This is a genomic window from Nocardia sp. AB354 (assembly GCF_049538315.1).
GTDB classification, from domain to species: domain Bacteria; phylum Actinomycetota; class Actinomycetes; order Mycobacteriales; family Mycobacteriaceae; genus Nocardia; species Nocardia nova.
Window position 1 is genome coordinate 52,644 of sequence record NZ_JBMVFU010000024.1, and the last position, 25,717, is coordinate 78,360.

General features: G+C 69.6%; 25 protein-coding genes. 13 read left to right on the top strand and 12 right to left on the bottom strand.

The window, feature by feature from the left end; translation table 11 throughout:
- Positions 1–130: 130 nt before the first annotated feature.
- A complete protein-coding gene (locus ACPCUW_RS27915; protein WP_423428162.1) occupies positions 131–1,771 on the bottom strand; it encodes a DEAD/DEAH box helicase in 1,641 nt (546 codons plus the stop codon).
- 197 nt (positions 1,772–1,968) lie between these two features.
- Here ACPCUW_RS27915 and ACPCUW_RS27920 point away from each other — a divergent pair, with 197 nt between their 5' ends.
- On the top strand, positions 1,969–2,739 hold the full coding sequence (locus ACPCUW_RS27920; protein WP_063019143.1) for a TetR/AcrR family transcriptional regulator: 771 nt from the start codon (positions 1,969–1,971) through the stop codon (positions 2,737–2,739).
- 81 nt (positions 2,740–2,820) lie between these two features.
- Here ACPCUW_RS27920 and ACPCUW_RS27925 read toward each other — a convergent pair whose 3' ends face one another.
- Positions 2,821–3,015: a DUF7455 domain-containing protein gene (locus ACPCUW_RS27925; RefSeq protein WP_030517230.1), complete on the bottom strand. Its 195-nt coding sequence runs from the start codon at positions 3,013–3,015 to the stop codon at positions 2,821–2,823.
- Between the two features lie 433 nt (positions 3,016–3,448).
- Here ACPCUW_RS27925 and ACPCUW_RS27930 point away from each other — a divergent pair, with 433 nt between their 5' ends.
- Genes ACPCUW_RS27930 through ACPCUW_RS27940 form a run of 3 tightly spaced genes read left to right on the top strand, consistent with a single transcriptional unit; the run spans position 3,449 to position 5,504 of the window.
- Positions 3,449–3,823, top strand: coding sequence for a DUF952 domain-containing protein (locus ACPCUW_RS27930; protein WP_423428163.1), 375 nt, complete (start codon positions 3,449–3,451; stop codon positions 3,821–3,823).
- A 15-nt stretch (positions 3,824–3,838) separates the two neighbouring features.
- Complete coding sequence (locus tag ACPCUW_RS27935) at positions 3,839–4,321, top strand: cation:proton antiporter regulatory subunit (RefSeq protein WP_030517228.1); 483 nt, start codon at positions 3,839–3,841, stop codon at positions 4,319–4,321.
- A gap of 4 nt (positions 4,322–4,325) precedes the next feature.
- Positions 4,326–5,504: a cation:proton antiporter gene (locus tag ACPCUW_RS27940; RefSeq protein WP_030517227.1), complete on the top strand. Its 1,179-nt coding sequence runs from the start codon at positions 4,326–4,328 to the stop codon at positions 5,502–5,504.
- Here the strand turns inward: ACPCUW_RS27940 and ACPCUW_RS27945 are convergent.
- The 5 genes from ACPCUW_RS27945 to ppgK all read right to left on the bottom strand — a co-directional run bounded on the left by ACPCUW_RS27945 (position 5,469) and on the right by ppgK (position 11,521).
- Positions 5,469–6,329, bottom strand: coding sequence for a rhomboid-like protein (locus ACPCUW_RS27945; protein WP_423428116.1), 861 nt, complete (start codon positions 6,327–6,329; stop codon positions 5,469–5,471). The two genes, ACPCUW_RS27940 and ACPCUW_RS27945, sit on opposite strands and share 36 nt — an antisense overlap.
- A 134-nt stretch (positions 6,330–6,463) precedes the next feature.
- A complete protein-coding gene (locus tag ACPCUW_RS27950) occupies positions 6,464–7,315 on the bottom strand; it encodes an MHYT domain-containing protein (protein WP_063910946.1) in 852 nt (283 codons plus the stop codon).
- 218 nt (positions 7,316–7,533) lie between these two features.
- A complete protein-coding gene (locus ACPCUW_RS27955; RefSeq protein WP_423428118.1) occupies positions 7,534–9,123 on the bottom strand; it encodes a Na+/H+ antiporter in 1,590 nt (529 codons plus the stop codon).
- Between the two features lie 95 nt (positions 9,124–9,218).
- The gene (locus ACPCUW_RS27960) at positions 9,219–10,610 is read right to left on the bottom strand and encodes an RNA polymerase sigma factor (protein WP_063019137.1); all 1,392 of its coding nucleotides are present in this window, start codon (positions 10,608–10,610) and stop codon (positions 9,219–9,221) included.
- A 152-nt stretch (positions 10,611–10,762) separates the two neighbouring features.
- A complete protein-coding gene (gene ppgK, locus ACPCUW_RS27965; protein WP_030517222.1) occupies positions 10,763–11,521 on the bottom strand; it encodes a polyphosphate--glucose phosphotransferase in 759 nt (252 codons plus the stop codon).
- A 118-nt stretch (positions 11,522–11,639) separates the two neighbouring features.
- Here ppgK and ACPCUW_RS27970 point away from each other — a divergent pair, with 118 nt between their 5' ends.
- Complete coding sequence (locus ACPCUW_RS27970) at positions 11,640–12,551, top strand: inositol monophosphatase family protein (protein ID WP_423428120.1); 912 nt, start codon at positions 11,640–11,642, stop codon at positions 12,549–12,551.
- A 13-nt stretch (positions 12,552–12,564) separates the two neighbouring features.
- Here the strand turns inward: ACPCUW_RS27970 and cei are convergent, their stop codons facing one another.
- On the bottom strand, positions 12,565–13,242 hold the full coding sequence (gene cei, locus ACPCUW_RS27975) for an envelope integrity protein Cei (RefSeq protein WP_030517220.1): 678 nt from the start codon (positions 13,240–13,242) through the stop codon (positions 12,565–12,567).
- A gap of 511 nt (positions 13,243–13,753) precedes the next feature.
- On the opposite strand from cei, the gene ACPCUW_RS27980 reads away from it, so the two are divergent.
- Positions 13,754–14,056, top strand: coding sequence for a DUF4193 domain-containing protein (locus ACPCUW_RS27980; RefSeq protein ID WP_025351469.1), 303 nt, complete (start codon positions 13,754–13,756; stop codon positions 14,054–14,056).
- Between the two features lie 76 nt (positions 14,057–14,132).
- Here ACPCUW_RS27980 and ACPCUW_RS27985 read toward each other — a convergent pair whose 3' ends face one another.
- Entirely contained in the window at positions 14,133–14,666 is a 534-nt protein-coding gene (locus tag ACPCUW_RS27985) for a DUF3093 domain-containing protein (RefSeq protein WP_423428122.1), read from the bottom strand.
- A gap of 138 nt (positions 14,667–14,804) precedes the next feature.
- Here ACPCUW_RS27985 and dut point away from each other — a divergent pair, with 138 nt between their 5' ends.
- Both dut and ACPCUW_RS27995 read left to right on the top strand, forming a co-directional pair.
- Positions 14,805–15,302, top strand: a complete 498-nt coding sequence (dut, locus tag ACPCUW_RS27990; protein ID WP_104392449.1) for a dUTP diphosphatase — start codon at positions 14,805–14,807, stop codon at positions 15,300–15,302.
- A 1,421-nt stretch (positions 15,303–16,723) separates the two neighbouring features.
- Positions 16,724–17,602: a DUF3710 domain-containing protein gene (locus ACPCUW_RS27995; RefSeq protein ID WP_063019531.1), complete on the top strand. Its 879-nt coding sequence runs from the start codon at positions 16,724–16,726 to the stop codon at positions 17,600–17,602.
- A 43-nt stretch (positions 17,603–17,645) separates the two neighbouring features.
- Here ACPCUW_RS27995 and ACPCUW_RS28000 read toward each other — a convergent pair whose 3' ends face one another.
- Positions 17,646–18,374, bottom strand: a complete 729-nt coding sequence (locus tag ACPCUW_RS28000) for an alpha/beta fold hydrolase (protein ID WP_030517216.1) — start codon at positions 18,372–18,374, stop codon at positions 17,646–17,648.
- 307 nt (positions 18,375–18,681) lie between these two features.
- Here ACPCUW_RS28000 and ACPCUW_RS28005 point away from each other — a divergent pair, with 307 nt between their 5' ends.
- The 3 genes from ACPCUW_RS28005 (at position 18,682) to ACPCUW_RS28015 (ending at position 20,720) form a co-directional block, all read left to right on the top strand.
- The gene (locus ACPCUW_RS28005) at positions 18,682–19,104 is read left to right on the top strand and encodes an OB-fold nucleic acid binding domain-containing protein (protein ID WP_051756768.1); all 423 of its coding nucleotides are present in this window, start codon (positions 18,682–18,684) and stop codon (positions 19,102–19,104) included.
- Between the two features lie 180 nt (positions 19,105–19,284).
- Entirely contained in the window at positions 19,285–19,890 is a 606-nt protein-coding gene (locus tag ACPCUW_RS28010; RefSeq protein ID WP_063019529.1) for a DUF3159 domain-containing protein, read from the top strand.
- A gap of 170 nt (positions 19,891–20,060) precedes the next feature.
- Positions 20,061–20,720 (top strand): sigma-70 family RNA polymerase sigma factor, encoded by a 660-nt coding sequence (locus ACPCUW_RS28015; protein ID WP_308248266.1) that lies wholly within the window; start codon positions 20,061–20,063, stop codon positions 20,718–20,720.
- Positions 20,721–20,726: 6 nt separating this feature from the next.
- On the opposite strand, the gene ACPCUW_RS28020 is transcribed toward ACPCUW_RS28015, so the two are convergent.
- Together ACPCUW_RS28020 and ACPCUW_RS28025 are read right to left on the bottom strand one after the other, a co-directional pair.
- Complete coding sequence (locus tag ACPCUW_RS28020) at positions 20,727–21,428, bottom strand: potassium channel family protein (protein ID WP_063019523.1); 702 nt, start codon at positions 21,426–21,428, stop codon at positions 20,727–20,729.
- Positions 21,425–22,096 (bottom strand): potassium channel family protein, encoded by a 672-nt coding sequence (locus tag ACPCUW_RS28025; protein ID WP_030517211.1) that lies wholly within the window; start codon positions 22,094–22,096, stop codon positions 21,425–21,427. The genes ACPCUW_RS28020 and ACPCUW_RS28025 overlap by 4 nt, the downstream gene beginning before the upstream one ends.
- 168 nt (positions 22,097–22,264) lie before the next feature.
- On the opposite strand from ACPCUW_RS28025, the gene ACPCUW_RS28030 reads away from it, so the two are divergent.
- Both ACPCUW_RS28030 and ACPCUW_RS28035 read left to right on the top strand, forming a co-directional pair.
- Complete coding sequence (locus ACPCUW_RS28030; protein WP_423428126.1) at positions 22,265–24,253, top strand: APC family permease; 1,989 nt, start codon at positions 22,265–22,267, stop codon at positions 24,251–24,253.
- The gene (locus tag ACPCUW_RS28035; protein ID WP_423428128.1) at positions 24,250–25,644 is read left to right on the top strand and encodes a class I SAM-dependent RNA methyltransferase; all 1,395 of its coding nucleotides are present in this window, start codon (positions 24,250–24,252) and stop codon (positions 25,642–25,644) included. Before ACPCUW_RS28030 ends, ACPCUW_RS28035 begins: the two co-directional genes overlap by 4 nt.
- The last annotated feature ends 73 nt before the right edge of the window (positions 25,645–25,717 follow it).

The following is a 25,717-nucleotide window of genomic DNA, read 5'->3' on the forward strand; positions in this document are numbered from 1 at the left end:
AACGCCGCCGTTGCGGGCGATGCTGCGTGCGCGGGGCAGCAGCGGCTCGGGACGTGCCGTCCGGATCGGCTCCGCCAGCCGCACCCAGCCCATACCCCACGGCGTGTAACCGAATTCGTTGTCGGGCATGTCAATTGCCTCGCTTCCGGCGCAGTACGGCGAGCAAGTGGTCGTCGTCCAACCGGGCCAGCCGGGCGACCGCCGAACGTCCGTCGCCGGCGCCGAGTCCGGCCAGCGCTGATTTGCGATCGTGCATACCGGCGATATGTTCCTCGACGGTGGTGGCGCTGGTCAGTGTGGTGATCGTGACCGGGCGGGTCTGCCCGATGCGATGCGCGCGGTCCGAGGCCTGCGCCTCGACCGCGGGATTCCACCAGCGGTCGAAGTGCACCACGTCCGCGGCGCGGGTCAGGGTCAGGCCGGTCCCGGCGGCCCGCAGGCTCAATATCAGGATCGGCGGGCCGTCGGCGCTCTGGAAAGCGGTGACGATCGCATCGCGCTCGCTCTGCGACAGACCGCCGTGGAACATCGGCGCCTCGACTCCGAATCGCTCGGCGCAGTGGCGTGCCAGCAACTCCCCGGTGCGCCGGTATTGGGTGAAAACCAGTGTCGGGCAATCCAGTTCGAGGTTGTTGGCGAGGACATCGAAGCAGACGTCGAACTTTCCGCTGCGGCCGGTGAGTTCGTCGAGATCGCCGGTGACCAGCCCGGGATGGTTGCACACCTGCTTCAGGGCGGTCAGCGCAGCCAATACGCGCGCGTTGCGTTCGGCGCCCACGCCGAATCCGTCGGCCTCGGCGCGGCCGAGCAGCTCGTCGTAGAGACGCTGTTGTTCCGCGGTCAGATCGCAGACCAGGTCGGTGTGGATCTTCGGCGGCAAGGTCGCGGCCACCTGAATCTTGCGGCGGGCCAGCACGATCGGCTCGATGGTGTCGTGCAGCCGCTGCACGGCCGCGGTGGAACCCTCCTCGATGGGACGGACGAAGCGCCGCCGGAACTGCGCCTTGTGGGTGAACGCCGCGGGTGTCACCAGATTGAGCAGCGCCCACAGTTCGTCGAGATGGTTCTCCACGGGCGTGCCGGTCAGGGCGACCCGCGCTCGCGCGGACACGGCGCGCGCGGCGCGCGAGACCTGCGTGCGGGGATTCTTCAGCACTTGCGCCTCGTCGAATATCGCGGTGACCCAATCGATATCGGCCAGTGCCGGTCCGTGGCCGCGCAGCGTCGGATATCCGGTGACGAGCACCGCATCGGGTCCGGGCTCGCCGAGTTCGCCGCCGCGCCAGGCGAGTGGGCGCAGTCCGGGCGCGAAGCGAGTGATCTCGTGGATCCAGTTGCCGACCAGCGAGGTCGGACAGACCACGAGTTGCGGGCCGGACTCGGCGCGTCCGAGGAGAAAGCCGATGGCCTGCACGGTCTTTCCCAGTCCCATCTCGTCGGCGAGCACCGCGCCGCCGTGGTCGGCGGTCGTCCGGTGCAGCCAGGAGATCCCGCGCGCCTGATAGGGCCGCAACCGCGCACGGAGTGGTTCGCGCAACGCCCGCGCGATGTCCTCGGTCTCGCGGTAGGCCCGCACCGCCCGGTCGGCGGAGACGATCGCGGTCGCCGCGGCATTGGGTACGGCGTGGGCGGCGGCGGGCAACAGCTCCGGCCCGCCGGCCTCTCGTGCGACGCGCTGCCAGGCCGACAGTGACGAACCGGCGCGGGCCACGTCGACCGCGCCGAGTTGATCGGCGTCGACGACGGCGCAGGTAACCTCGCTCACTCCCATCGTGGTGCCGTCGGGATCCGGGAGGGCGAGCCGGACGGTATCGCGCACACCGGGCGGCGGAGCTTCGGTCGCCGCGGCGCCCCAGTGCCACAGGGCGAACGCATGGCGGTCAGGCAGATAGGTGGCGTGTGTCGTGTGCAGAGGACCCTCGCTTATCTACGTATAGCGTACGGAGTAGTATAACCCCGTACAGTGTAATGAGATTCCCGAGGAGTGTTGTGGCCCAGAAATCCGCCTCCGACCGGGCGCGGCAGGTGATCGCCCTGCTGTGGCGCCGCGAACTTCCGGCCCGTCCGGGGATGCGCGGGCCGAAGCAGACGGTCGAGGTGGACGAGGTGATTCGCACCGCGATCCGGATCGCCGACCGCGACGGTTACAGCGCGGTATCCATCCGAGCGGTGGCGACGGCGCTCGGGTTGGGGCCGATGAGTCTCTATACCTACGTCCCGGACAAGCAGGCGCTGATCATCGCGATGGTCGACTGGGTGGCCGGCGAGGACACGCCGCTCGACCCGGCCGCGCCCCTGCGCGAGCGTCTGGCGGCCATTGCTCGCGGTGTCCGCGCGGAACTGCTCACCCACCCGTGGCTACTGGAGGTACCGCCGTGGCGGCTGGATCTGGGTCCGGGGCGGATGCGACGTTACGAAAGGCAGTTGAGCGCGCTGGAAGGGGCGGGGCTGTCCGATGTCGACATGGACCGGACCATTGCCGCGCTGTCGGATTTCGCGACCGGCAATGCTCGCACGGCGGTCGCGGCCCGGCGCGGCGCCGAGGAGATGAGCGATGCGCGCTGGTGGGAGGCGTACGGGCCGGTGCTCACCGAGGCCATGACGGGGCAGTCGTTTCCGCTCGCGGAGCGGGTGGGGGCCGCGGTAGGGGAGCAGTATCAGGCGCCCGGAGATCCGGACGGCGCCTTCGAGTACGGACTGGCCCGCCTGCTGGACGGGCTGACATCCCGGCACCTGTGATCGGAGGTGCTGTGATCCGAGACACGAAAAAGGGCGGCCCGGAGGCCGCCCTTGGCTGACAGGGGACGTGAGGAGCCGGCCTTACAGTGCCGGTGCCGACTCGGTATCGATGACTGCCTCCAGTTCGCGCAGGCGCTCCATGTGCTCGTTCGCGTGGTGCTGGCAGAAGAGCAACTCGCCACCGGCGGGAAGTGTCGCGCGCACGCGCGCGGCCGCACCGCAGCGGTCGCAACGATCGACCGCAGTCAGTGGGGTGCTTGTCAGTGTTCCTGGCATGACTCCTCCGTCCTGGCTCCCGGCGCAGAAAGCCGTTCGCCTGGTGTGGGGCCCGCGGTCCCTTCCGCGGGCTCGCTACCGCTACTTCCCAGCAGTGGCTGATGACTACTCTGTCAGACGTTCGGGACGGGGGCTTTGTTCCCGAAGATGTTTGTATGTGTTTTCCCTAACATGACCAGGTATTTCGCTGTGGGCGAACACCATGACCATCCTTGGGAACCTCGGTTCACCACCTGTGGTTCAACACTTCGGAAAAAGGCCGATCCAGTTGTCTGCTCGCAGATTACCCGCGCCCACCGACAATCAACCGCTCAATCAAACGTCCGCTTCGTTCCGTTCGGCGGGTCGCGCGCGCCACGCTGGGTATGGTGCAGCCGTGACTGCCGACAACGTTGCCCCCGCCGCCTCGAATACCGAAAACACCAACGGGCGCATGCTGGTTCATCTCTGTACGCCCGCGGAGTGGGAGCAGGCGCGGCGAATCGGCGAACGGGTGGCACCCTCGCTCGAGGCCGAGGGCTTCCTTCATCTGTCCGCACCGCATCAGGTGCATCTGCCGGCGAACCGGTTGTTCGCCGGGTGCGACGATATGCTGCTGCTCTGGGTCGACGTCACCCGCCTGAGCACGCCGCTGCGCTGGGAGCCGGGCGTGGCCGACGACCCGGGTTCGATGCGCTTTCCGCACCTCTACGGCCCGCTTCCCGTCACGGCGGTGGTGCGCACCAGTTACTATGGCCCTGATGAAAAAGGGACATTTCCGGCACTCACCGCGGATCCGGCTCAGTGGCCGGCTTCTCGAAGTGCTTGATCTAGGCTGGATTTCGTGAACGTCGATGTGACACAGCTGCCCGGAATTGGCGTCCGTAAGGACTTCGAGGCGCGGTCCGGGCGCCGGATCGGAGTTGTCGCGCATCGTGACGGTGGTATCGATCTCATCGTCTCCAAGCACGACGATCCCGACGACTGCGCCGCACAGGTGCCGCTGACCGTCGACGAGGCGGCCGTACTCGCCAATCTGCTGGGCGCACCGCAGCTCGTGGAGAAGCTCAAGGACGATCATCGCGATCTGCCGGGCATCACCACCCGCCAGCTCCCGATCGGTGACGAATCGCCGTATTCGGGGCGTGCGCTCGGCGACACCCGCATGCGCACCCGCACCAAGGCGTCGATCGTCGCCGTCATGCGGGCCGGGCAGATCTACCCCTCGCCCGGTCCGGACTTCGTGCTCGTGGCGGGCGACCTGCTGGTCGTGGTCGGAACCCCGCAGGGCCTCGACGAGGCGCTCGAGATTCTGACCGGCGGGTGAGCCGGTGGAGTCGACCGCACTAGCCCTGTTCGAGCTCGGAGCGGTCCTGTTCGCCCTCGGTGTCCTGGGGCGTGTCGCAGGGCGTTTCGGCATGTCCCCGATCCCGCTCTACCTCCTCGGCGGCCTGGCCTTCGGTGACGGCGGTGTGCTCACCGTCAAGGCCGCCACTGAATTCGGCCATCTCGCAGGCGAAATCGGCGTCGTGCTGCTGCTGTTGCTGCTGGGCCTGGAATACACCGCGCCGGAACTGGTCTCGGGCATGCGCAAGTCCTGGCTCGCGGGTCTGCTCGACATCGTGCTGAACGCCACGCCCGGCGCGGTGGTGGCGCTGCTGCTCGGCTGGGGGCCGACCGGCGCGATCACCCTGGCCGGCGTCACCTACATCTCGTCCTCCGGCATCGCGGCGAAGGTGCTCAACGACCTCGGACGGCTCGGTAACCGGGAGACGCCGGTCGTGCTGTCGGTTCTGGTGTTCGAGGATCTGGCGATGGCGATCTACCTGCCGATCCTGACCACCATCCTGGCCGGTGTCGGCTGGCTGGCCGGGCTACGGTCGTTGGCGCTCGCCTTGCTCGTGATTGCGATCGTGCTGGTCATCGCGCTGCGCTACGGGCGCTTCGTGTCCTCGATCGTGGACAGCAAGGATCGCGAGGTGTTCCTGCTGCAGTTGCTGGGGGCCGCGCTGTTGGTCGCGGGCCTCGCCTCCGCGCTGAACGTCTCGGCCGCGGTCGGCGCGTTCCTGCTGGGTATCGCGATCTCCGGATCCACCGCGCAGAGCGCCGCGAAACTCCTGGAACCGCTGCGGGATCTGTTCGCCGCCATCTTCTTCGTGGCCTTCGGCCTCAACACCGATCCGCACAAGATCCCGCAGGTCCTCGGCTGGGCGGTGCTGCTGGCCGTGATCACCACGCTGACCAAGATCGGAACCGGGTGGTTCGCGGCCAAGCGGCAGGGCATCGGACGGCTCGGTCGTGCGCGCGCCGGCGCCGCCCTGGTGGCCCGCGGTGAATTCTCGATCGTCATTGCGGGACTTGCCGTTTCGGTCGGTGCGGTACCGGGCAAGCTGGCGGCGCTGGCCTCGGCCTACGTCTTGCTGATGGCGATCCTCGGCCCGGTCGCGGCGCGCGTGGTCGAACCCGTGGTGCGCTCAATGCAGCGTCGGCTCGCTCCGGCCGTCGGCTGAGGGCTCGTCCTCGCTCACCAGGGCGGGCGCGGGATGGTCGATCGGCCGGGGCGCGGTGTCGCCCGGTGCGCGGCGGGTGCCCGCGGGCCGCTGGTCGCGGATCCGCTCGAGCCGCCGCGACAACGCCACCGCGACCGCCCCGACCACGAAGCCGATGAACAGCGCCATCAGGTGGCCGTAGTCGGTGAACGTGCGCCCGTGCCAGGCGGCGAAGCCGAACCAGGCCAGCAACCCGACCGCCCACACGGCCCGGGGTGTACCGCGCAGATGGAAGCTCAGCGCGGCCAGCACCGCGGTGAAACCGTAGGAGGACCCCACATCGGAAGCCACCGCGATGCGCAGCGGAATCAGCTCGTGGTGCACCGCGAAGGCGATGCCGGTGACCACGATCATCGAGGCGCCGACGTGGCCGCAGGCGAACACCATGATCCAGCGCAACGTCCCCAGCCAGCGCTCGGCGAAGGCCATCACCGTCAGGAAGCCGATGATGATCACCCACGGAAATCCGCCGTCGGTCCAGAACGCCGACGCGACCAGCACTTGTACCGGCTCCCGGCGCATATTGTGCAGATTCGTCGAGGCCGACAGGATCAGCCGGTGCCCGGCGAAATCACTGATCCCGCGCAGCGTCCACCAGGTGACGAACAATGTGAACGCGTAGGCGCAGGAGGCCGGCGCACCGGCCAGATGGTCGTGGACCGCCTTCCCGGCCCGGTAGATCCGATCCGGGCCGTGCCACCAGTCCAGCAGTTGCCGGCGCCCGGTGTCGAGGTCGAGCGTCCGGGCCCACGGGGACCGGTAGTGATTCAAAGCGGAAGACGCCACGTATGCCAGTGTCGCCCGCGGCGGGCCGGTCCGCCCACCGACCCGCGCAATCCGGTGCCACAGGTTCGCCTCGCGGCGGTTTCCCGCCGGTGAGCTGTGCGGTCACCGCATTGCGCGGGCCCTGCCGACGGCGGCTAGCGGCGGTGCCGGTGTGTCTGCTCGCCGGGGTACTCCTCGCGAGCGAACGACCCGGTCGCCGGGGAGTCGGACTCGGTGCTGCTGGGCCAGTAACGGCTCGCGCGCTGCCCACGGATGCGCGACAGATCCGGCTCGTGGATATCGGTGATGCCGACCTGCAGGAACAGCAGCAGCGTCACCATGCTGACGCCGATGATCAGCGGGGTCAGCAGCTGATTGGCCTGCGCCCCCGACGGCGCCTGCATGTGCTCGGCCATATGGGCCTGCATGGCGTACATGCCGGTGTAGTGCATACCGCAGACCGCGACCCCCATGATCATCGCCGAACCGATGGTCGCGAGCAGTCCCTCGACGTGCAGCGCGAACCACAGCGCCGCGGTCGCCGCCACCACCGCGATAACGATGGAGACGAGGACCAGCCACGCGTCGTAGTGCATCGCGACATCGGTCTTCATCGCGTACATGCCGGCGTAGTGCATCGCGGCCACACCCAGCCCGGTGACCGCCCCGCCGGTCAGCAGCGCCGAGGTGTCGCCCCGCCGGCGGATCACCAGCGACAGGCCGATCCAGACCACGACCACCGCGATCGCGGCGCTGATCAACGTGATCGGGATGTCGTAGCGAATGGTCGCCCCATGGACCGAGAAACCCAGCATCGCGATGAAGTGCATGACCCAGACGCCCGTACCGCCCAGGGCCACGGCCGCGGTGACGACCCATCCGCGGCGCTCGGGGTTGGCCCGCGCGCGCACCATACAGCGCAACGCGAGCAACGAACCGATGACGGACATGACGTAGGCCAGTGTGGGTGTCAACCACCCGTAGGTGAACTGGTCGATCTGAAGCATGCGGACTCCTTGCCGAAAGTGCGTCACCGCATCCCCATGCCGGTGACCGTCCGCACATTAGCTATATACTCGCAGGTAGTAAATTTCCCGAACGTTAGTCCTGGAAAATAGCTGGTGTTTGCCGGAGCGCGAGGCCAGTTCGCGTCGCGTGTCCGTGGACCGGGGCTCGATCGCCGCAGGGTGTCCAGGGGACTCGACCGTCGCGCGAGTCCGCTACCTCACAGCAGCGGCGGCGGGCGCAGATCCAGCCGGCGCATCACGCGGTCCACCAGATCCGGCGGCATACCCGGTTCGCGCCGGGCGGCCAGCGCCTCACCGCGGCCGGCGTCGAGGACGTCGTTGCTGATGGTGCGCAATTTGCCGGTCAGCCGCATGGCGTGCTCGACGGTCTTGGTGCCGTCGGCGGCCTGGGCCGCTTCCGGGTCGGCGCGCATCAACCGGCGTTCCACGCTGTCGCGCAGCCGCTGATACACCTCGTCGGGCAGATCCTCGTTGTCGGCGATGTCCTCCAGCCGGGCCAGTTCCGCGCGCAGGATCCGCGTCCACAGCCGTCGCTCCATGGCTCGCTCGACCTCGGTATCGGCCTTCACCCCGGTCCAGCGAGCGACCAGAGGCAGCGTGGGACCCTGCAGCAGCAGCGTGAACACCACCACGACGAACGCGATGAACAGGACCTCGGTGCGGCCGGGGAAGTCCGCGCCCGAATCGGTGGTCAGCGGCAACGCCAGCGCCAGCGCGACGGTCACCACGCCGCGCATGCCGGCCCACCAGGTGACCACGGTCTCGCGCCAGGTGTACGGCTCGTCCACCCGCCGGCGCCGCCACCATCCGCGAAACAGCGCGGTACTGGCGAGCAGCCACAGCACCCGCAGGGCAACCACCACGCCGACCACCGCGGCCGCCCCGCCGAGCAGGCGTGGCCAGTTCGGACCGGTGGTGGCGAGCACCGTGCTCAGCTCCAGGCCCACCAGTCCGAAGGCGAATCCGGTGACCAGCATGTCGATTACGTCCCAGAACGAATCGCCGACGATTCGGTATCCCACATCGCTGAAATCCGTTGCGGCATCGGTGAGATACAGTGCGCACACGAGGACCGCGAGCACCGCCGAACCGTGCGCGGCCTCGGCGAGTCCGTAGGCGGCGAACGGGAGTAGCAATCCGAGGGCAACCTGCCACGGCGCCTCCGTCAGCCGCCGCATCAGGGCACTGCCGGCCCATCCGAGCGCGAGCCCGACCGCCATCGCCACCACCGCCGAGACCACGAAGTCGACCGCGGTCCGCCAGGCCGAGAATTGCCCGGTCACCACCGCCTGCACCGCGACGTCGTAGATCACCACCGCGGTCACGTCGTTGAACAGGCCCTCACCCTCGAGCACCGCCACCAGACGCCGCGGCAGGCCCAGCCGGTTCGCCATCGCGCTCACCGCCACCGGATCCGGCGGCGCCACCACCGCGCCCAGGGCGAACGCCGTGCCCACCGGCAGCGCCGGATACCAGAGATGGAAGATCGCGGCGACCGCGGCCGCGGTGGCCACCACCAGACCGACCGCTCGCAACAGGATCGCCCCCGCGTTGGACGCGAACTGCTGCCAGGAGGTGCGCCGCGCCGAGGCGTAGAGCAACGGCGGCAGGACCAGCGGGAGGATCAGCTCGGGCGCCAGCGCGATATTCGGCACGAACGGCAGCACCGCCATGACGAGCCCGAAGACCGTCATCAGCACCGCGGGCGCCAAACCGAGCCGCCGGCTTAGCGGCTGCGCCAGGATCGTCGCGAACGCCAGCACGAAAACCAACACCAACTGATCCACGACAGCCCACCCTATGGGGCCGTCGCGGCAATACCCGGACATAACGACGATGCCGCCGAGGCGGAACCTCGGCGGCATCATCGGGATCGCGGATATCAGTCCAGGTAGTCGCGCAACACCTGCGACCGGCTGGGGTGGCGCAGCTTGCTCATCGTCTTCGACTCGATCTGGCGGATGCGCTCACGGGTGACCCCGTAGACCTGGCCGATCTCGTCGAGGGTGCGCGGCTGGCCGTCGGTGAGACCGAAGCGCAGCCGGACCACGCCCGCCTCACGCTCGGACAAGGTTTCCAGCACCGACTGCAGCTGATCCTGCAGCAGGGTGAAGCTCACCGCGTCGACCGCGACGACCGCCTCGGAATCCTCGATGAAGTCGCCCAGCTGGGAATCGCCCTCGTCGCCGATGGTCTGGTCCAGCGAGATGGGCTCACGCGCGTACTGCTGGATCTCGAGGACCTTCTCCGGCGTGATGTCCATTTCCTTGGCGAGCTCTTCGGGCGTGGGCTCGCGGCCCAGGTCCTGCAGCAGCTCGCGCTGGATGCGGCCCAGCTTGTTGATGACCTCGACCATGTGCACCGGAATACGGATGGTGCGGGCCTGGTCGGCCATCGCGCGGGTGATGGCCTGCCGGATCCACCAGGTCGCATACGTGGAGAACTTGTAGCCCTTGGTGTAGTCGAACTTCTCCACCGCGCGGATCAGACCCAGGTTGCCCTCCTGGATCAGGTCCAGGAACGCCATGCCGCGGCCGGTGTAGCGCTTGGCCAGCGAGACGACCAGACGCAGGTTGGCCTCGAGCAGGTGGTTCTTGGCACGGTTGCCGTCGCGCATGATCCACTGCAGATCGCGGCGGGTGGCCACCGGCAGCTTCTCGCCCTTGTCGGCGAATTCGCGCAGCTTCTCGGTGGCGTAGAGACCGGCCTCGATCCGCTTGGCGAGTTCGACCTCCTCCTCCGCGTTGAGCAGCGCGACCTTGCCGATCTGCTTGAGGTAGGCGCGCACCGAGTCCGCGGACGCCGTGAGCTCGGCATCCTTGCGGGCCTGGCGCAGGGCCTCGGATTCCTCTTCGTCCCAGACGAAATCGCCGGAGGCCTTGTCCTTCTCCGAGGGCTCGTCGGCTTCCTCGTCCTCGGCTTCGGCCTCTTCGTCCTCGGCGGTCTCTTCGACCAGCTCTTCGCCGTCGTCGCTCAGATCGTCCTCGGAGACCTCCAGGTCACCGAGGTCGTCGAGTTCCAGCGACTCGTCGTCGAGATGCTCGTCGGCTTCGTTGTCCGCGCCGGGGGCCGCCTTCTTCGTGGTGGCCTTCTTGGCGGGTGCTTTCTTTGCAGCCTTGGCTCCCGCTTTCTTGGCGGGGGCCTTCTTCGCGGCGACCTTCTTGGCCGGGGCCTTTTTCGCGGCAGCCTTGCGGACCGGCCGTGCTGCGGTGCCTTCTGCGGAGTCGGCAGCGTCGGCCGATTCGGCGGTCTGTCGGGTATTCGTGGCTACCACGTACGCCCTTTCGTGACGGTCTCGTGCGGCGTCACGCCAGAGTAATCATCCGGCGGAGCGGTTCTGTCGGGGTTGAACCCGGCTCTACGTGCCGGGGTTGTTTTCCGGCTCACCGCCGGTCTCGTTCCATTGTAACTATCGGCAACGAGTGCTCACGGCGCGATCCCGCTATCCACGGCCATCGCGGCGCCCACGATACCCGCGGTGTTGCGGAGATGGGCGGCCGCGACCGGAGTCCGATTGGCCAGCAACGGGATCCAGTGCTCGGCATCGCGGCTGATCCCGCCGCCGGCGACGAAGACCGTCGGCCAGAACAGGTCCTCCAGGGTGACCAGTACCTTCGTCACCTCGGCGGCCCACTCCTTGTACGACAGATTCTTTCGTTCCTTCACCGACGACGCGGCCCGGTGCTCGGCCTCCTTGCCGTGCACCTCGATGTGGCCCAGTTCGGTGTTGGGCACCAGGACGCCGTGGTTCAGCAGCGCCGAGCCGATACCGGTGCCGAAGGTCAACAGCATCACCAGGCCGTCGATGTTGCGGGCCGCGCCGTAGCGGTCCTCGGCCAGGCCCGCGGCGTCGGCGTCGTTGAGCACCACGACGTCGCGTCCGCCCAGCGCCAGCGAGAACAGCTGACGCGCGTCGGTGTCGATCCAGCTCTTGTCGATGTTGGCGGCGGTGCGGGCGATGCCGTTGACCACCACGCTGGGCAGGGTGAGCCCGACCGGGCCGTCCCAGTCGGCCTGGGTGACGAGTTTGGCGACGGTTTCGGCGATGGCGTTCGGGGTGGCCGGGTGGGGCGTGGAGATCTTGATCCGTTCGTGGGCGAGGTCGCCGGTGGCGAGGTCGACGACCGCGCCCTTCACCCCGCTACCCCCGATATCGATTCCGAATGCTTGCCCCCGAGCGGACATCGCGAACTCCTCGTTCCCTGTGGTCTAGGCCGATGAAGGTGCCAGCGGCACGTTACACCGCGCGACGCGCCCGTGGCCGCGACCGCGCGGATGCGAGTCCGGGCGGATCTGTGGTCGGATGGAAACCGTGCCCGAGACGAATTCACCCGCCGACATCGCGGAAGCGCCCGTCCTCGACCCTGCCGAAATCGCCGAATTACGCCGTGTTTCAGTTTATCTGGCCGAGACCGCGGCGGCACACGTCCGCCGCCGCCGTCCCGAGGTGTTCGGCCCGGGGCGCACCGAGGACGACTCGGTCCGCACCAAGTCGACGCCCACCGATCCGGTCACCGTGGTCGACACCGAAACCGAGCAGCTGATCCGGTCGTTGCTGGCCGAGACGCGCCCGGGGGAGAGGGTCCTCGGTGAGGAGGGCGGTGGCAGCCTCGGCGCCGCCGGGGAGATCGTGTGGGTGGTCGATCCGATCGACGGCACGGTCAACTTCGTGTACGGCATCCCGGCCTACGCGGTATCGGTGGCCGCGATGCGCGGCGGCCGTTCGCTGGCCGGTACCGTCGTCGACGTGGCCGGTGGGGTGACCTACAGCGCCGGACTGGGCGCGGGTGCCACCCTGGCCGGCGGCGACGAGGAGCCGATCACGTTGCGCTGCAACGATATCGACTCCGTCCGGCTGGCTCTGCTGGCCACCGGCTTCGGCTACGGCGCGGCGCGACGGGAACGGCAGGGCGAACTCGTGGCGCAGCTGCTGCCGAAAGTCCGCGACATCCGCCGGATCGGCTCGGCCGCCCTGGACCTCTGCATGGTGGCCGCGGGTCGCGTGGACGCCCACTACGAACACGGCCTCAATCCGTGGGACTGGGCCGCCGGAGCCCTGATCGCGGCCGAGGCGGGTGCGGTACTGCGGCTGCCCGGCGCGGACTCCAACGGCGCGCAGGGGGAGCTGACCGTGGCCGCCGCCGCGGGCATCGCCGACGAGCTCGCCGACCTGTTCGACCGGCTCGGTGTCGCCGCGCCCATCCCCGAGGAGTGAGCGCGGCTCGGCTTCAGCAGCGGGCGGTGCGGGCGGCCTGCAGCAGCGCCGAATCGACGTCCGGGCCGTTGGGCGCCGGATTCTTCAAGGCGCGCAGCACTTCCTCGGCATCGGTGCTCGGCTGCAGATCGTTGCCGAACAGCGTGCCCAGGGCCAGGTCGACGGTGTCGTCGGTGCGCTGATCCTCGATCAGCTCCGCGCACGGCGCGACGAGCTGGACGGCGGCCGCGGCCGGGCGACCGCTCACGCCGTAGCGGATCTGGCCGGTGCACACCAGGTCGCCGTTCAGATAGACCGGATCGTTGCCGAACACGGGGGCCGGCGGGCTGGCGAAGCCGTAGTCACCGAGCTTGGACGCGATGTGCTCGGCCAGGCCGCGCTGGCCGGACCCGTTGAGCACCCGCACCTTGGCCTGGGCCAGCGGCGCCGGCTCCACATCGTGCAGCCGCGACGGGGACACCACCTCGCCCAGCGGCGCGGGCTGCGGGGAGTTCGCATCCGTGGCGGGGGCCGGCGAATTGCAGGCCATCGCGGTATGGGTGGTGTCGGCGGTGGTCAGCGCCTTGATCCACACGATTGCGCAGATGAGGGCGAGAACCGCGATGAGTGCGACCCACGGCTGGTAGCGGCGCCGCAGGAACGGACGGCCCTTGTTGTCGACCGCGCTGCCTTCGGTGATCAGTGAAACCACACGCACACCTTACGAGTTGGCGGGCGACAGTCGCGCACGCGGACACCTGCGCGCCGGTTCGGCGCGGAAACAGGCAGCTACGGCGATGCCGGATATCGGGATGGTAACGATCGGCGCGGCCGCCCGCGTCGCGATCGGGTCACGGGCCGAGGCGCCGCCGAGCACGAAGCGATGGCGTATCGCCACAACCGTGCTGTCGCAGTGACGATTACCCGTCGGTTTCGACTCGCTCGAGTTTTGATTGCGACTTTTGCCCCGGCGTCCGCTATTGTCTGGCGGCCCGATACGAATCGGCTGATGTGAATCAGGGAAGCGATTTCGGGAACAACCAGGGCATGTCCTGCGTTGACCGAGCGCGATCCGGTATGGATCAGGGTGATCCGGCCGGGCGGCGAGCGGTGTACACGTGACGTACACCACGGCGGGGCGGCATCGCCGGCGATTCCGACAGGGATCGACGTTCGGCGGAGCCGGTCCGGGATATACGGAGTAAGGACGAGGGGAAGACGACATGGCAACCGACTATGACGCACCTAGGCGCAGTGAATCCGACGAAGTGTCGGAGGACTCGCTCGAGGAGCTGAAGGCTCGTCGCAACGAGGCCGCGTCCGCCGTCGTGGATATCGACGAATCCGATACCGCGGAGTCGTTCGAGCTTCCCGGCGCGGATCTGTCCGAGGAGGTGCTCTCGGTCCGGGTGATCCCGAAGCAGGCCGACGAGTTCACCTGCTCGAGCTGCTTCCTGGTTCACCACCGCAGCAGACTCGCCAGCGAGGCCGGCGGGCAGATGATCTGCATGGATTGCGCGGCCTGAGCGATCCGTGCGGCCGCAGCGGATCAGTTCCGCGGGTAGCTGAGAGAAACGACGACAAACAGCCCGGCAGGTCCCGTCAGCCCGCGCTCGGCACGCCGAGCGCGGCCAGCACCTGCGCGGGTTTACGCGTGCTGATCAGCCAGTACGGAGCGGGGTCGTCCGGATCGTCGAGGACGAGCAGGACCATGGGCCCGATCCAGGGTCGATGCTGGACGAACGCGGCCGGGTCGAGCTGACGACCCAGTGCCGCGCTTTTCGCGCTGGCCGGTACGGGTACCGCCCGGGATACATACGTTACCGGTAGATGGGCCCGGTCCGCGCGCAATTCGAGGATGCCGTCGGCATCCGGTGCCACCTCGACCCGGTGGCGACTCACCCAGAGCAGCGCCCAGACGGGCACCGGGAACAGCAGCACATACGGCAGCCACGCCCGGATACCCGGCGCTCCCATATGGATTTCGGCGGCCAGCAGACCGGTCACCGCCAGCGCCACCGGCCACCACCACAGCGGAACCCACAGCCGTTCGGAATAGACCGCGGCGGGGGTATCGGCGTGTGCGCGCGCCGAGGACTCGTGGGGAGGTACTGCGTGGGACTGGTCGGACACCACATCATGCTAGGTCAGGCCGACATATTCGCTGTCGGCGGGAGCCGGTCCGGGCTGTCCGCGACCGCGGCCGCTCGGTGCCGCCACATCGGAGCCCGGCGCTCCCACGGCCCGGCCGCCGGACGCGTAGGCTCGCTGGACGTGACCGGACTTGCACCCATACCTCTGCTGCGGCTCGATCCCGGCGTCCCGGTGCCCACGCGCGCGCACCCGGGCGATGCCGGAGTGGATTTGTGCACCACCGAAGACGTCATCCTGGAGCCGGGCGAGCGGGTGCTCGTCGGCACCGGAATCGCCGTCGCGTTGCCGGAGGGCACCGTCGGCCTCATTCATCCCCGGTCGGGGCTGGCCGCCAAGACGGGTCTGTCCGTCGTCAACACGCCGGGCACGATCGACGCCGGATACCGGGGCGAGATCAAGGTCTGCCTGATCAATCACGACCCGCGCACGGCGATTCAGTTGCGCCGCGGCGATCGGATCGCACAATTGCTGGTGCAGCGTGTGGAACTGGTGGATTTCGTGGAGGTCGACCAGCTCGACGAAACAGCGCGCGGCGCAGGCGGTTACGGGTCGAGCGGCGGACACCACAGTCTGTCGCCGCAATCCGGCGGGGCGGGCCGCGCCGGAGGGGAGGTATGAACATGTTCGGCCGTGGAGATCATCGATCCGATCATGACTCCGAGCGGGACGACACCGGCTATGGCGATTCCTATTACGACGAGGGATACGCCGAGGGCGGCTACCGGACCGGTACGCACCGGGCACCGGATCTGGGGGACGACGGAGTCTACGGCGAATCCGCCTACGGCCCCGGCTATTCCGAGCCGGACTATCCGGCCGGGCCGAGCGCGGAAGCTGCGGGCGGGCGCACCGGGCGGCACGGCCGCGCGGAGCCGGACCACGGTATGACTCCGCCCGGGTACGGGACGCCGGGACGTCCGGCTGCGCCGTATCCCAGTGCGCGGCCCGACCCGTACGAGACGGGCGCGCACGCACGAATGCCGGCGCGCCCGGGTACTCCGGCACGCGGTGACGCGCCGGTCCGTCCGCCGCGGCGAGCGCCGAGCGGACGGCGTCCGGACCTGCCGCCGGTGCCGGGGGATATGGACGACACCGGCCCCATTCCGCGCATCCCTTCCGGCCAGTTGCCGCCGCGGCCGGCGGGCGGAACCGGCGCGATCCCGCGCGTTCCCGGTGGCCCGGCGGGCACGGGGGCGATGCCGCGCGTCCCCGGTGGGCCGGTCGGCACCGGCGCGATTCCGCGCGTTCCCGGTGGTCCTGTCGGGAGCGGTGCGACCCCGCGGATTCCCGGCGGTCCGGCGGGAACCGGTGCAACACCTCGGATCCCGGGGGGTCCGGCCGGCACCGGACCCACACCGCGGATTCCCGGCGGCCCGCTGGACTCCGGTGCGATGCAGCGCAATCCCGGTCCCCCGGCCGGTACGGGCCCGACTCGACGCAATCCTCCGGGGCCGGGTGGCACGGGTGCCGTGCCGAGAATTCCCGGCGCAGCGCCCGCACCGGGCGGTCCGGTGACGGGTTCGGTCCGGCGGATTCCGCCCGGCGCGAACCCGGCCGGGCCCCCGACGGGTTCGGTGCCACGGCTTCCTCCGGGACCCGGACGTCCGGCGCCGGGCGGTCCGGGTGGTCCCCGACCGGCCCCGGCCGGCTCACCCCCCGGGGCTCCACCTCCGCCGCGACGCGCCGCGGAGCCGACGAGTACGCCCGCGCCGACGGTTACCGGCCGGCACCCCGTCGTGCCCGGACAGCAGCGCCCCGATGCCGGTGACGTCGAGTACGGCCACCCGCAGACGGGGCGGCATCGCCCGGTGGAGGTCGAAGCTCCCGGCTATCGCGAGCCCGCGCAGCCGCATGCCGCGGCGCCGGACCCGTACGCCGGTCGCGGGTACGACACCGCCGAATCCGGCCCGGCCACAGGTGGTTTCGCGGTAGCCGACCCCTACCGGCAGTCCTCCGGTGCGCACGGCGCCGACTCGTACGCCGAAACTCCGGGTTACGCCGCTGCCTACGCCGAGGATCCCGTCGAAACCTCCGGCTACGTGGACGATTCCGCATATGCCGGTGCGGAGGCCTATGCCGAGGCCGACGCGTACGACGCCGAAAGTCTCGACGACACCGAGGGCTTCGACGACGACGCCGACTACGCCGACGAATACGACGCCGACGAGTACGAGGACGAGGACCGCGACGCCGGCGAGGGCGAGGATTCCGCACCGCGGACCGGGCCCTTCGATTACGACGAGGTGGCCGAGATTCTCGCCGAGATCTCCGACCAGCATCTCGATCTGGGTTCGGTGCTCCTGCCGGTCCCCGACGGCGGTCAGTTGCAGGTGGAGATGACGCCCGACGGCACGCCGCAGGCGGTTCATCTCGCGACCCCGCACGGACGTCTCACCGTGGCGGCCTACGCGGCACCGAAATCGCCGGGCCAGTGGCGGACCGTCGCCGCGGATCTGGCGGAATCGCTGCGGGCCGACGGCGCGCAGGTCTCGGTGCAGACCGGGCCGTGGGGTCGCGAACTGCACGCGGTGACCGAGGGCGCCGACCTGCGCTTCATCGGCGTCGACGGTTACCGCTGGATGGTCCGGCTGGTGGCGGCGGGGCCCTCGGGCGCCGCCGACGAGGGCGGCCCGCTGGTCGAGGCGGCCCGCGCGATTCTCGCCGAGACCGTGGTGCGCCGCGGCGACGAGCCGATGCCGGTGCGGGAACCGTTGCCGGTGGTGCTGCCGCAGGAACTTGCCGACCAGTTGATCGCGGCGCATCAGCAGCAGGTCGAGGCGCAGCAGCAGGCGCTGGCCGCGCAGGCGGCCGCGGCCGAGGCGGCCGCGACGGGCACCTTCCCGGTGGTCACCGCCGAACAGCAGGGGCCGCGTCGCGGCGCCGAAGGCTCGGCGATGCAGCAACTCGGTCTCAACTGACCGCTTCCGGGCGTCCGCGGTACGGCCGGGCGCCCGGAAGCCGTCAGGCCCGCAGTTCCTGCGTGACCAGGTCCGGGACGCCCCGGGCGCCGAGAATCCCCGGATCGGCGCCGAGCTCGTCGAGCGTGATGCGGTGGATGCGCGCCCGCGGGATCAGCTCGTACCACTGTTCGGCGACGGCGAGCGGATGCACCGGATCGTCGACCGCCGCCACGACGGTGGTCGGAACGCGCAGTGCCGCAAGCGATTCCGCGTCCGGCCAGGCATAGGTGGCGGCCTCTTCCAGCGCCGACGGCAGATCGGGCCAGTGCGTGCGCCACGACTGGGTCAGCGCCCGGCCCAGCCAGGCCGGGCTGCCCGCGCGCATCCGTTCGATCACCGGTTCCAAGCCGTCGGCGCGCAGCTGGGCCGCGGTGCTCGCCGCGCTGAGCGCCGCCGGGCACCCCGTGATATCGGAACCGGTCCAGGCCGGCAGGGCCGCGACCACCCCGAACGCCGATTCCGGGTGGGCGCCGGCCCATTCCACCGCGATCGCGGCGCCCAGCGAAATCCCCGCGGCGAGCACCGGCCCGAGGAGGGCCGCCTCGTCCAGCGCCGCGCGGCAGCTCGCGACCACGGCCCGCGGCTGCGGCTCCACCGCGATGAACGGCAGATCCATTGCGGCACAAGCGGGTTCGAACGCTCGCCGGGCGAAGTCGGCATCGGATCCGGTGCCCGGCAGGGCGACGACGACGGCCGGGCGCGAGCCGCCGGCACGGGGTAGTTCTGCCACGGCCGCAGCCTAGCCGCTGGGCCGAGTGAGCCTCGCGCCCCTCCGATCACCGGCGGAGCCCGGCGGTCCGGCGCGCCCTTCCGGTGCGCGAAAAACGTGTTGTCGACCACTCGAATCCGAGGGTTCGCGCGTGGATCGGCGGGGAACCCAGCAAACGGTGCGGTCAGCGCCGTGACGGTGGTGCCGGGCTCCCGTAGCGAGGGCGTCCGGGTGCATCTACAGTGGCGGTGTACGGCCCATCAGCCGGTCGTGTGGGAAACCGACGACGTGTGACCCACGCCGTCTGTAGTGCAGGAAGTGTTGCAAGATGCCTTTCACAGGCGGAAACAAGGCGGGTTCCGGTGCCGCGGGCAAGGTAGGCCCCGACAGCGGTTATTTCCGGCGTCTGGGGCGTCGTCTGACGGCCGATCTCGACGTACTCGATGCGGAGGAGCTGGCGGAGACCTCCGAAGCGTCGGGCGCGTGCAGGGCGGCGGAATGCCGACGTGGCGAAGAGGTCACCATGCTGGGGCGATTGCGCAGTGTGGAGGCCTGTCCGAAGTCGGCCAGCGCTTCGGTGGAGGCCGAATTCTTCGACGGCACCGACGCGGTGACCCTGGTATGGATCGGCAGGCGCCGCATACCCGGTGTCGAATCGGGACGCCGTATCCTGGTCCGTGGCCGCATCGGTGAACGCGATGGCGCCAAGGTGATGTTCAACCCCTACTACGAACTCCGCGAGAATTCCTGACGTATGCCGATACCCCACAACAACGAGGGCGCCGACCCGGCCGCCGTGGCCGGACTCCGCGCGAACCCCGTTGCGGGGCGCGGCCGTCACCGCCTGCGCGAGTCCGGCGGTGATGCCCCGCGTCATCCGGCCGCCGGCGAGGACGACCATTCCTACACCGGCGAGGACCGCGAGGAGGAGATCGAGCAGACGCTGCTCGAGCAACTCGGTGGCATCAGCGGACTGATCTACTCCACGCTGCCGGTGGTGGTGTTCGTCCCCGCCAATACGCTGTGGGGCCTGACGGCCGCCATCTGGGCGGCGCTGGCCACCGCCGCCGGTGTCCTGATCTGGCGGCTGATCCGCCGGTCGCCGATCCAGCCGGCGATCTCCGGGTTCATCGGTGTCGCGGTCTGCGCCTTCATCGCCCACCGCACCGGCGCCGCGAAGGGCTACTTCCTCTTCGGCATCTGGGCGAGTCTGGTCTACGCCGGAGTCTTCCTGGTGTCGTTGCTGGTGCGCTGGCCGCTGGCCGGCGTGATCTGGGGTGTGCTCAACGGCCACGGCCACAGCTGGCGTTCGGATCGGCGCGCGATGCGACTCTACGATCTGGCCACGGTGGTGTGGGTGATCGTCTTCGGCGCCCGGTACCTGGTGCAGAATCATTTCTACGACACCGACAGCACCGGCTGGCTGGCCGCCGCCCGCATCGCGATGGGCTGGCCGTTGACCGCGGTCGCGCTGCTGGTGACGGTGTGGGCGGTGCGCCGCGCCGGCCATATGCCGGTCTCCTCGGCCACCGAATAGCGCGCCGAACAGTATCGGCGGACCGAACCGACTCCGAGTCGGGTAATGCCCCCGATTCTGGGGGCGGACAACGATGGGGTGGGCAGAACCCACCCCTGGGGTATCTATTCCACGGACCGGATTCGGCGCACGATCGTGTCAGTCAGTAGCGATCGGCGAGAGGATCCCCGGTGGATACCGAGAACGACACGGTGACGGTGCCCGGCCCGGCGAAGGGCGCGGGAGTCCGTTCGCCGAGATCGGCGCCCGCGGGGTCCGACAGCCGCCGCGCCGCCGCCGAACTGGACCGCCTGATCGGCCCGGCCGCCGCGGGCGACCAGCGCGCGGTCACCGAGATCATCCGGATCGTGCACCCGCTGGTGCGCCGCTATTGCGCCGCACGCGTCGGAAGCAGCAACAATCCGCACGTCACCGCGGACGACATCGCGCAGGAGATCTGTATCGCGACCGTCACCGCGATTCCCCGCTACCGCGATCAGGGAAAATCGTTCCTGGCGTTCGTCTACGGCATCTCCGCCAACAAGGTGGCCGACGCGTTCCGCCGCGCCCAGCAGCATCCGTCCTATCCGGTGGCCGAATTCCCCGACACCGCCTCCACCGCACCGGGACCCGAGGAGCTGGCGCTCAACCTGGAACGTCGCCAAGCCACCCGCGAGCTGATGAAGATTCTCGCGCCGGCCCATCGGGAGGTGCTGGTGATGCGGATCGTGCTCGGCTGGACGGCCGCGCAGACCGCCGAGGCCATCGGCACGAGTCCCGGCGTGGTCCGGGTCATGCAGCATCGCGCGCTGACCAAGCTGCGCGCGCAACTGCTCCCCGAAACCGCCTGAGCGGATTCAGATCGCGGGCGGCTCCGCGCCGGCGGGAGTCGCGCCCGCCGGTTCCGTGGCCAGACTGCGGCGCAGTTCGTCCTCGGCCTCCACCGTGGACACGAACAGCAGCTCGTCCTCGCCCTCCAGCGGATCGTCAGGCTGGGGGACGATCACCCGGCCGCCGCGCAGGATCGTCACCAGGGCGACGTCGCGGGGCAGAGAGAGCGTACGCACCGCGCGACCGGCCAGCGCGGTGTCGGTGGGCAGGGTGATCTCGACGAGGTTCGCCTGGCCCTGACGCAGCGTCATCAGCCGGACCAGGTCGCCGACCGAGACCGCTTCCTCGGCCAGCGAGGCCAGCAGCCGCGGTGTCGAGACCGCGACGTCCACACCCCAGGAACCGTCGAACAGCCACTCGTTGCGCGGATCGTTGACCCGCGCGACCACGCGGCGCACCCCGAATTCGGTCTTGGCGAGCAGGCTGAACACGAGATTGGCCTTGTCGTCGCCGGTGGCCGCGATCACCACCTCGTAGTCCTGCAGGCCCGCTTCCTCGAGCAGTTCGAGTTCGCAGGCGTCGCCGTGCATCCAGACGGCCGAGGCGGCGACCGTCGGGTCGATGTGGTCGAGCCGCCGCTCGAGCAGGGTGACCCGATGCCCGCCCCGAAGCAATTCCTGGGCGATGGAGCGGCCGACGGCGCCTGCTCCCGCGATCGCTACGTTCACGACTTGTCCTCGCTCGAAGGGGCGGTGGCGGCGACGGCCACGGCCTCGCCGACCTTGTCGGAGACGGCGGCGATGTAGACCGTGTCGTCGGCCTGCAGCACCGTTTTGCTGGTGGGCAGCAGCGCCTGCCCGAAGCGGACCAGGAAGGCCACCCGCACCGGTACCGCATCTTCCAGATCCCGCACGGTACGCCCGTACCAGTCCTCGTGCAGAACGAGTTCGGTGACCGAGCCGGTGCCCGTGGGATCGCGCCAGGTGGCGGTGGTTTCGTCGCCGGTGAGCGTGCGCAGGAACCGGTCGGTGGTCCACGGCACGGTGGCGATCGTGGGAATGCCGAGCCGCTCGTAGACCGCCGCGCGCTTGGCGTCGTAGATGCGGGCCACCACCCGTTCCACCCCGAAGGTCTCGCGGGCCACACGTGCGGAGATGATGTTGGAGTTGTCGCCGTTGGACACCGCGGCGAACGCGCCGGCGCGCTCGATGCCCGCGCGGATCAGCACGCCCCGATCGAAGCCGACGCCGGTGACCCGCTCACCGGGAAAGTCCTTGCCCAGGCGCAGGAATGCGCCCGGATCCCGGTCGATCACGGCTACCTCGTGGCCGATCCGGACCAGGGCGCGTGCCAATGCGGAGCCGACTCGGCCGCACCCCATGATCACTACGTACACCGTGTCAACCCCAATTCCGCCGAAAACCGTGGTGTCCGGTCTGGTTCCCTCTCGAGGGAACCGTACCCGTTGACGGTTCCCCGCAGCATGTTCCCCCATCGGCCGGGACCGAAACGCGAGTGAACCGCCCGCTATGTCACATCCGGTCCTGCCCTTATGCTGTGCCGAGTGTCCAAGTTGACGACGGCCGTCAAGCGTATGGTGGTCGGCCGCCCTTTCCGTAGCGATTCCCTGGGACATACCCTGCTGCCCAAGCGGATCGCGCTGCCCGTCTTCGCCTCCGACGCGCTGTCGTCGGTGGCGTATGCGCCCGAGGAGATCTTCCTCGTGCTGTCCACGGCGGGTTTGTCCGCCTACGTCTACACGCCGTGGATCGGGCTGGCGGTCGCGACCGTGATGGCGGTCGTGGTCGCCAGTTATCGGCAGAATGTGCACGCCTATCCGTCCGGTGGCGGTGACTACGAGGTCGCGACGGTCAATCTCGGACCGATGGCCGGGCTCACCGTCGGCAGTGCGTTGATGGTCGACTACGTCCTCACCGTCGCGGTGTCGATCTCCTCGGCGGCGTCGAACATCGGGTCCGCCGTGCCGTTCGTGTCCACCCACAAGGTGCTGTTCGCGGTGGCGGCGATCGTTCTGCTGACCGCCATGAATCTGCGCGGGGTGCGCGAATCGGGAACCACGTTCTCGATTCCCACCTATGGCTTCATGATCGGGATCTTCCTGATGCTGGCCTGGGGGGCGGTACGGATCTTCGTCTTCGGCGACGACCTGCACGCCGAATCGTCCGGATTCGGTCTCAACGGCAACGAGTCACATCTGCAGGGCATCGCGTTCACCTTCCTGATCGCGCGCGCGTTCTCCTCCGGATGTGCGGCGCTGACCGGCGTGGAGGCGATCAGCAACGGCGTGCCCGCGTTCCGCAAGCCGAAATCCCGCAATGCCGCCACGACACTGCTGATGCTGGGTGTCATCGCCGTCACCCTGCTGATGGGCATCATCCTGATGGCGCGCAAGCTCGGTGTCGTCTTCGCGGCGAACTCGTCCGATCTGGTCGGGGCGCCGGCCGGCTATGAACAGAAGACGCTGGTCGCTCAGCTGGCGCACACGATCTTCGACGGTTTCCCGCTCGGCTTCTTCTACATCACCATCGTCACCGCGCTGATCCTGGTGCTGGCCGCGAACACCGCCTTCAACGGCTTCCCGGTGCTCGGCTCGATCCTGGCGCAGGACCGGTTCCTGCCCCGGCAGCTGCACACCCGTGGCGACCGGCTGGCGTTCAGCAACGGCATCCTGTTCCTGTCCGGCGCCGCGATCGCGTTCGTGGTCCTGTTCGGCGCCGAGGTGACGCGGCTCATCCAGCTCTACATCGTCGGTGTGTTCGTCTCGTTCGTGCTGAGCCAGACCGGCATGCTGCGGCACTGGACGCGGCTGTTGCGTACCGAAACCGATCCGGCGGTGCGCCGGCGGATGCTGCGCTCACGCGTCATCAACGCCATCGGCCTGACCATGACCGGCGCCGTGCTGATCATCGTGCTCATCACGAAATTCCTCGCCGGCGCCTGGATCGCGATCGTCACCATGGCCGCGATCTTCGGCCTGATGCGGCTGATCCGCCGCCACTACGACACCGTCGGGCGCGAGCTCGAGGAGCAGGAGTTCACCGGGGTGCTGCCCAGCCGCACCCATTCGATCGTGCTGGTGTCGAAACTGCATCTGCCGACGCGGCGCGCGCTCGCCTACGCCCGGGCCACCCGCCCGGACACGCTGGAGGCGGTCACCGTCAACGTCGACGAAGCCGACACCCGGGCGCTGGTGCGGGAGTGGGCCGACAGCGATATTCCGGTGCCGCTCAAGGTGATCGAATCGCCCTACCGCGAAATCACCAAGCCGGTGGTGGATTACGTGAAGCGGGTGCGCAAGGATTCGCCGCGCGATGTGGTGACGGTCTTCATCCCTGAATACGTGGTCGGCCACTGGTGGGAGCAGTTGCTGCACAACCAGAGTGCGCTGCGGCTCAAGGGCCGGTTGCTGTTCGAGCCGGGCGTGATGGTGACGAGCGTGCCGTGGCAGCTGAGTTCGTCGGCCAAGGCACGCCGCCCCGAAGTGGTCAACGCCCCGGGCTCGGTTCGCCGCGGTTACGAGGATCGTTCGTGAGTGCCGGGCCGGACTGGTCCGGACGCACCCTGCAGGTGCGGCTGGGACCACCCGGCCACGGTGGTTTCTGCGTCGCCCGGCACGAGGGCCGGGTGCTCTTCGTCCGGCACGGTCTGCCCGGGGAACTGGTGCGTGCCCGGGTGACCGAGGACCGCGGCGGCTCGTTCTGCCGCGCCGAGGCGATCGACATTCTGGAGGCGTCGCCGGACCGCGTGGCGCCGAATTGCCCGGTCTCGGGTCCCGGCGGCGCCGGCTGCTGCGATTTCGCCTTCGCCACCCCGCAGGCGCAGCGTGCCCTGAAGGCGTCGGTCGTCCGCGAGCAGTTGCGGCGGCTCGCGCACTGGGAGACCGACATCGTCGTGGAGACGCTCCCGGTGCGCGAGACCGGTCTCGGATCCGAGGCGGGTGGTGCGGGACGCTCCCGCGGGCCGGCGCCCGGGTCCGAACCGGATGCCGATCACCGGCTCCGCGAGGATGCGACCGTGGCCGTCCCCGTCCCCGAGGCGCCCGAGGTGGGGTGGCGCACTCGGGTGCGATTGGTTGTCGATGCCGAGGGCCGTGCCGGCGTACATCGGTATCGCAGCAGTGACGTGATCACGGATTTGCGCTGCCCTCAACCTGTTTCGGGCGCGATGGACGGCATCGCCGACCGCGCGTGGACTCCCGGCGCCGAATTGGTGATCGCCGTCGACGCGGACGGCCTGCGCCATATCGTGGAACTCGCGCCGCCGGCCGCACCCCCGCGGCGTGGCGGCGATCGCCGCGCGACCGCCGCGCGCCGTGCCGCCGCGCATGCGCGGCGCGCGGAGCGCGTGGTGTCCGGCAGCGGACGGGCGGTGCAGTATGTGGCCGGCCGCCGCTGGGAGGTCTCCGCGACCGGCTTCTGGCAGCCGCATCGCGATGCGGCGCAACGCTATTCGGATGTGGTGGCCGAGTGGGCCGACCTCGCTCCGGGCGCCACCGCATGGGATCTGTACTGCGGCGCCGGTGTCTTCGCCGCGCGCCTGGCCGAGCAGACCGGTCCCGGCGGATCCGTGCTCGGCGTCGAATCGGCGCGCTCGGCGGTGGCCGACGGCACCGCCGCCCTGCGCGACCTGCCCGCCGTCGACCTGCGCTCCGATCGGGTCGAACGCTGGATCGCCGCCCAGGAGCGCGCCCCCGAGGTCGTCGTCCTCGATCCGCCGCGTGCGGGCGCCGGGAAACAGGTCATCACCCCGCTCGCCGCCGCCGCGCCCGCGCGCATCGTCCACATCGGTTGCGATCCAGCGGCTTTCGCGCGAGACGTGGGACTCTACCGGGAGGCGGGTTACCGAGTACGCGAGCTGCGCGCCTTCGATGCCTTCCCCGCGACGCATCATGTGGAGTGCCTGGCGCTGTTCGAACGGGCGTAGACAGCGGCGGCGTCGACGAGGTCGGCCGGTGATCCCGTCGGACAGGCGTCGCGGGCGTAGGTGACGGGGGAGC

Excerpts from the sequence above, each read along its gene's own strand:
- ACPCUW_RS27925 (WP_030517230.1), bottom strand. The coding sequence starts at position 3,015 with ATGCCAGGAACACTGACAAGCACCCCACTGACTGCGGTCGATCGTTGC.
- ACPCUW_RS27930 (WP_423428163.1), top strand. The coding sequence starts at position 3,449 with ATGCTGGTTCATCTCTGTACGCCCGCGGAGTGGGAGCAGGCGCGGCGA.
- ACPCUW_RS27920 (WP_063019143.1), top strand. The coding sequence starts at position 1,969 with ATGAGATTCCCGAGGAGTGTTGTGGCCCAGAAATCCGCCTCCGACCGG.
- ppgK (WP_030517222.1), bottom strand. The coding sequence starts at position 11,521 with ATGTCCGCTCGGGGGCAAGCATTCGGAATCGATATCGGGGGTAGCGGG.
- ACPCUW_RS27970 (WP_423428120.1), top strand. The coding sequence starts at position 11,640 with ATGGAAACCGTGCCCGAGACGAATTCACCCGCCGACATCGCGGAAGCG.
- ACPCUW_RS27950 (WP_063910946.1), bottom strand. The coding sequence starts at position 7,315 with ATGCTTCAGATCGACCAGTTCACCTACGGGTGGTTGACACCCACACTG.
- ACPCUW_RS27980 (WP_025351469.1), top strand. The coding sequence starts at position 13,754 with ATGGCAACCGACTATGACGCACCTAGGCGCAGTGAATCCGACGAAGTG.
- ACPCUW_RS27915 (WP_423428162.1), bottom strand. The coding sequence starts at position 1,771 with ATGGGAGTGAGCGAGGTTACCTGCGCCGTCGTCGACGCCGATCAACTC.
- ACPCUW_RS28005 (WP_051756768.1), top strand. The coding sequence starts at position 18,682 with ATGCCTTTCACAGGCGGAAACAAGGCGGGTTCCGGTGCCGCGGGCAAG.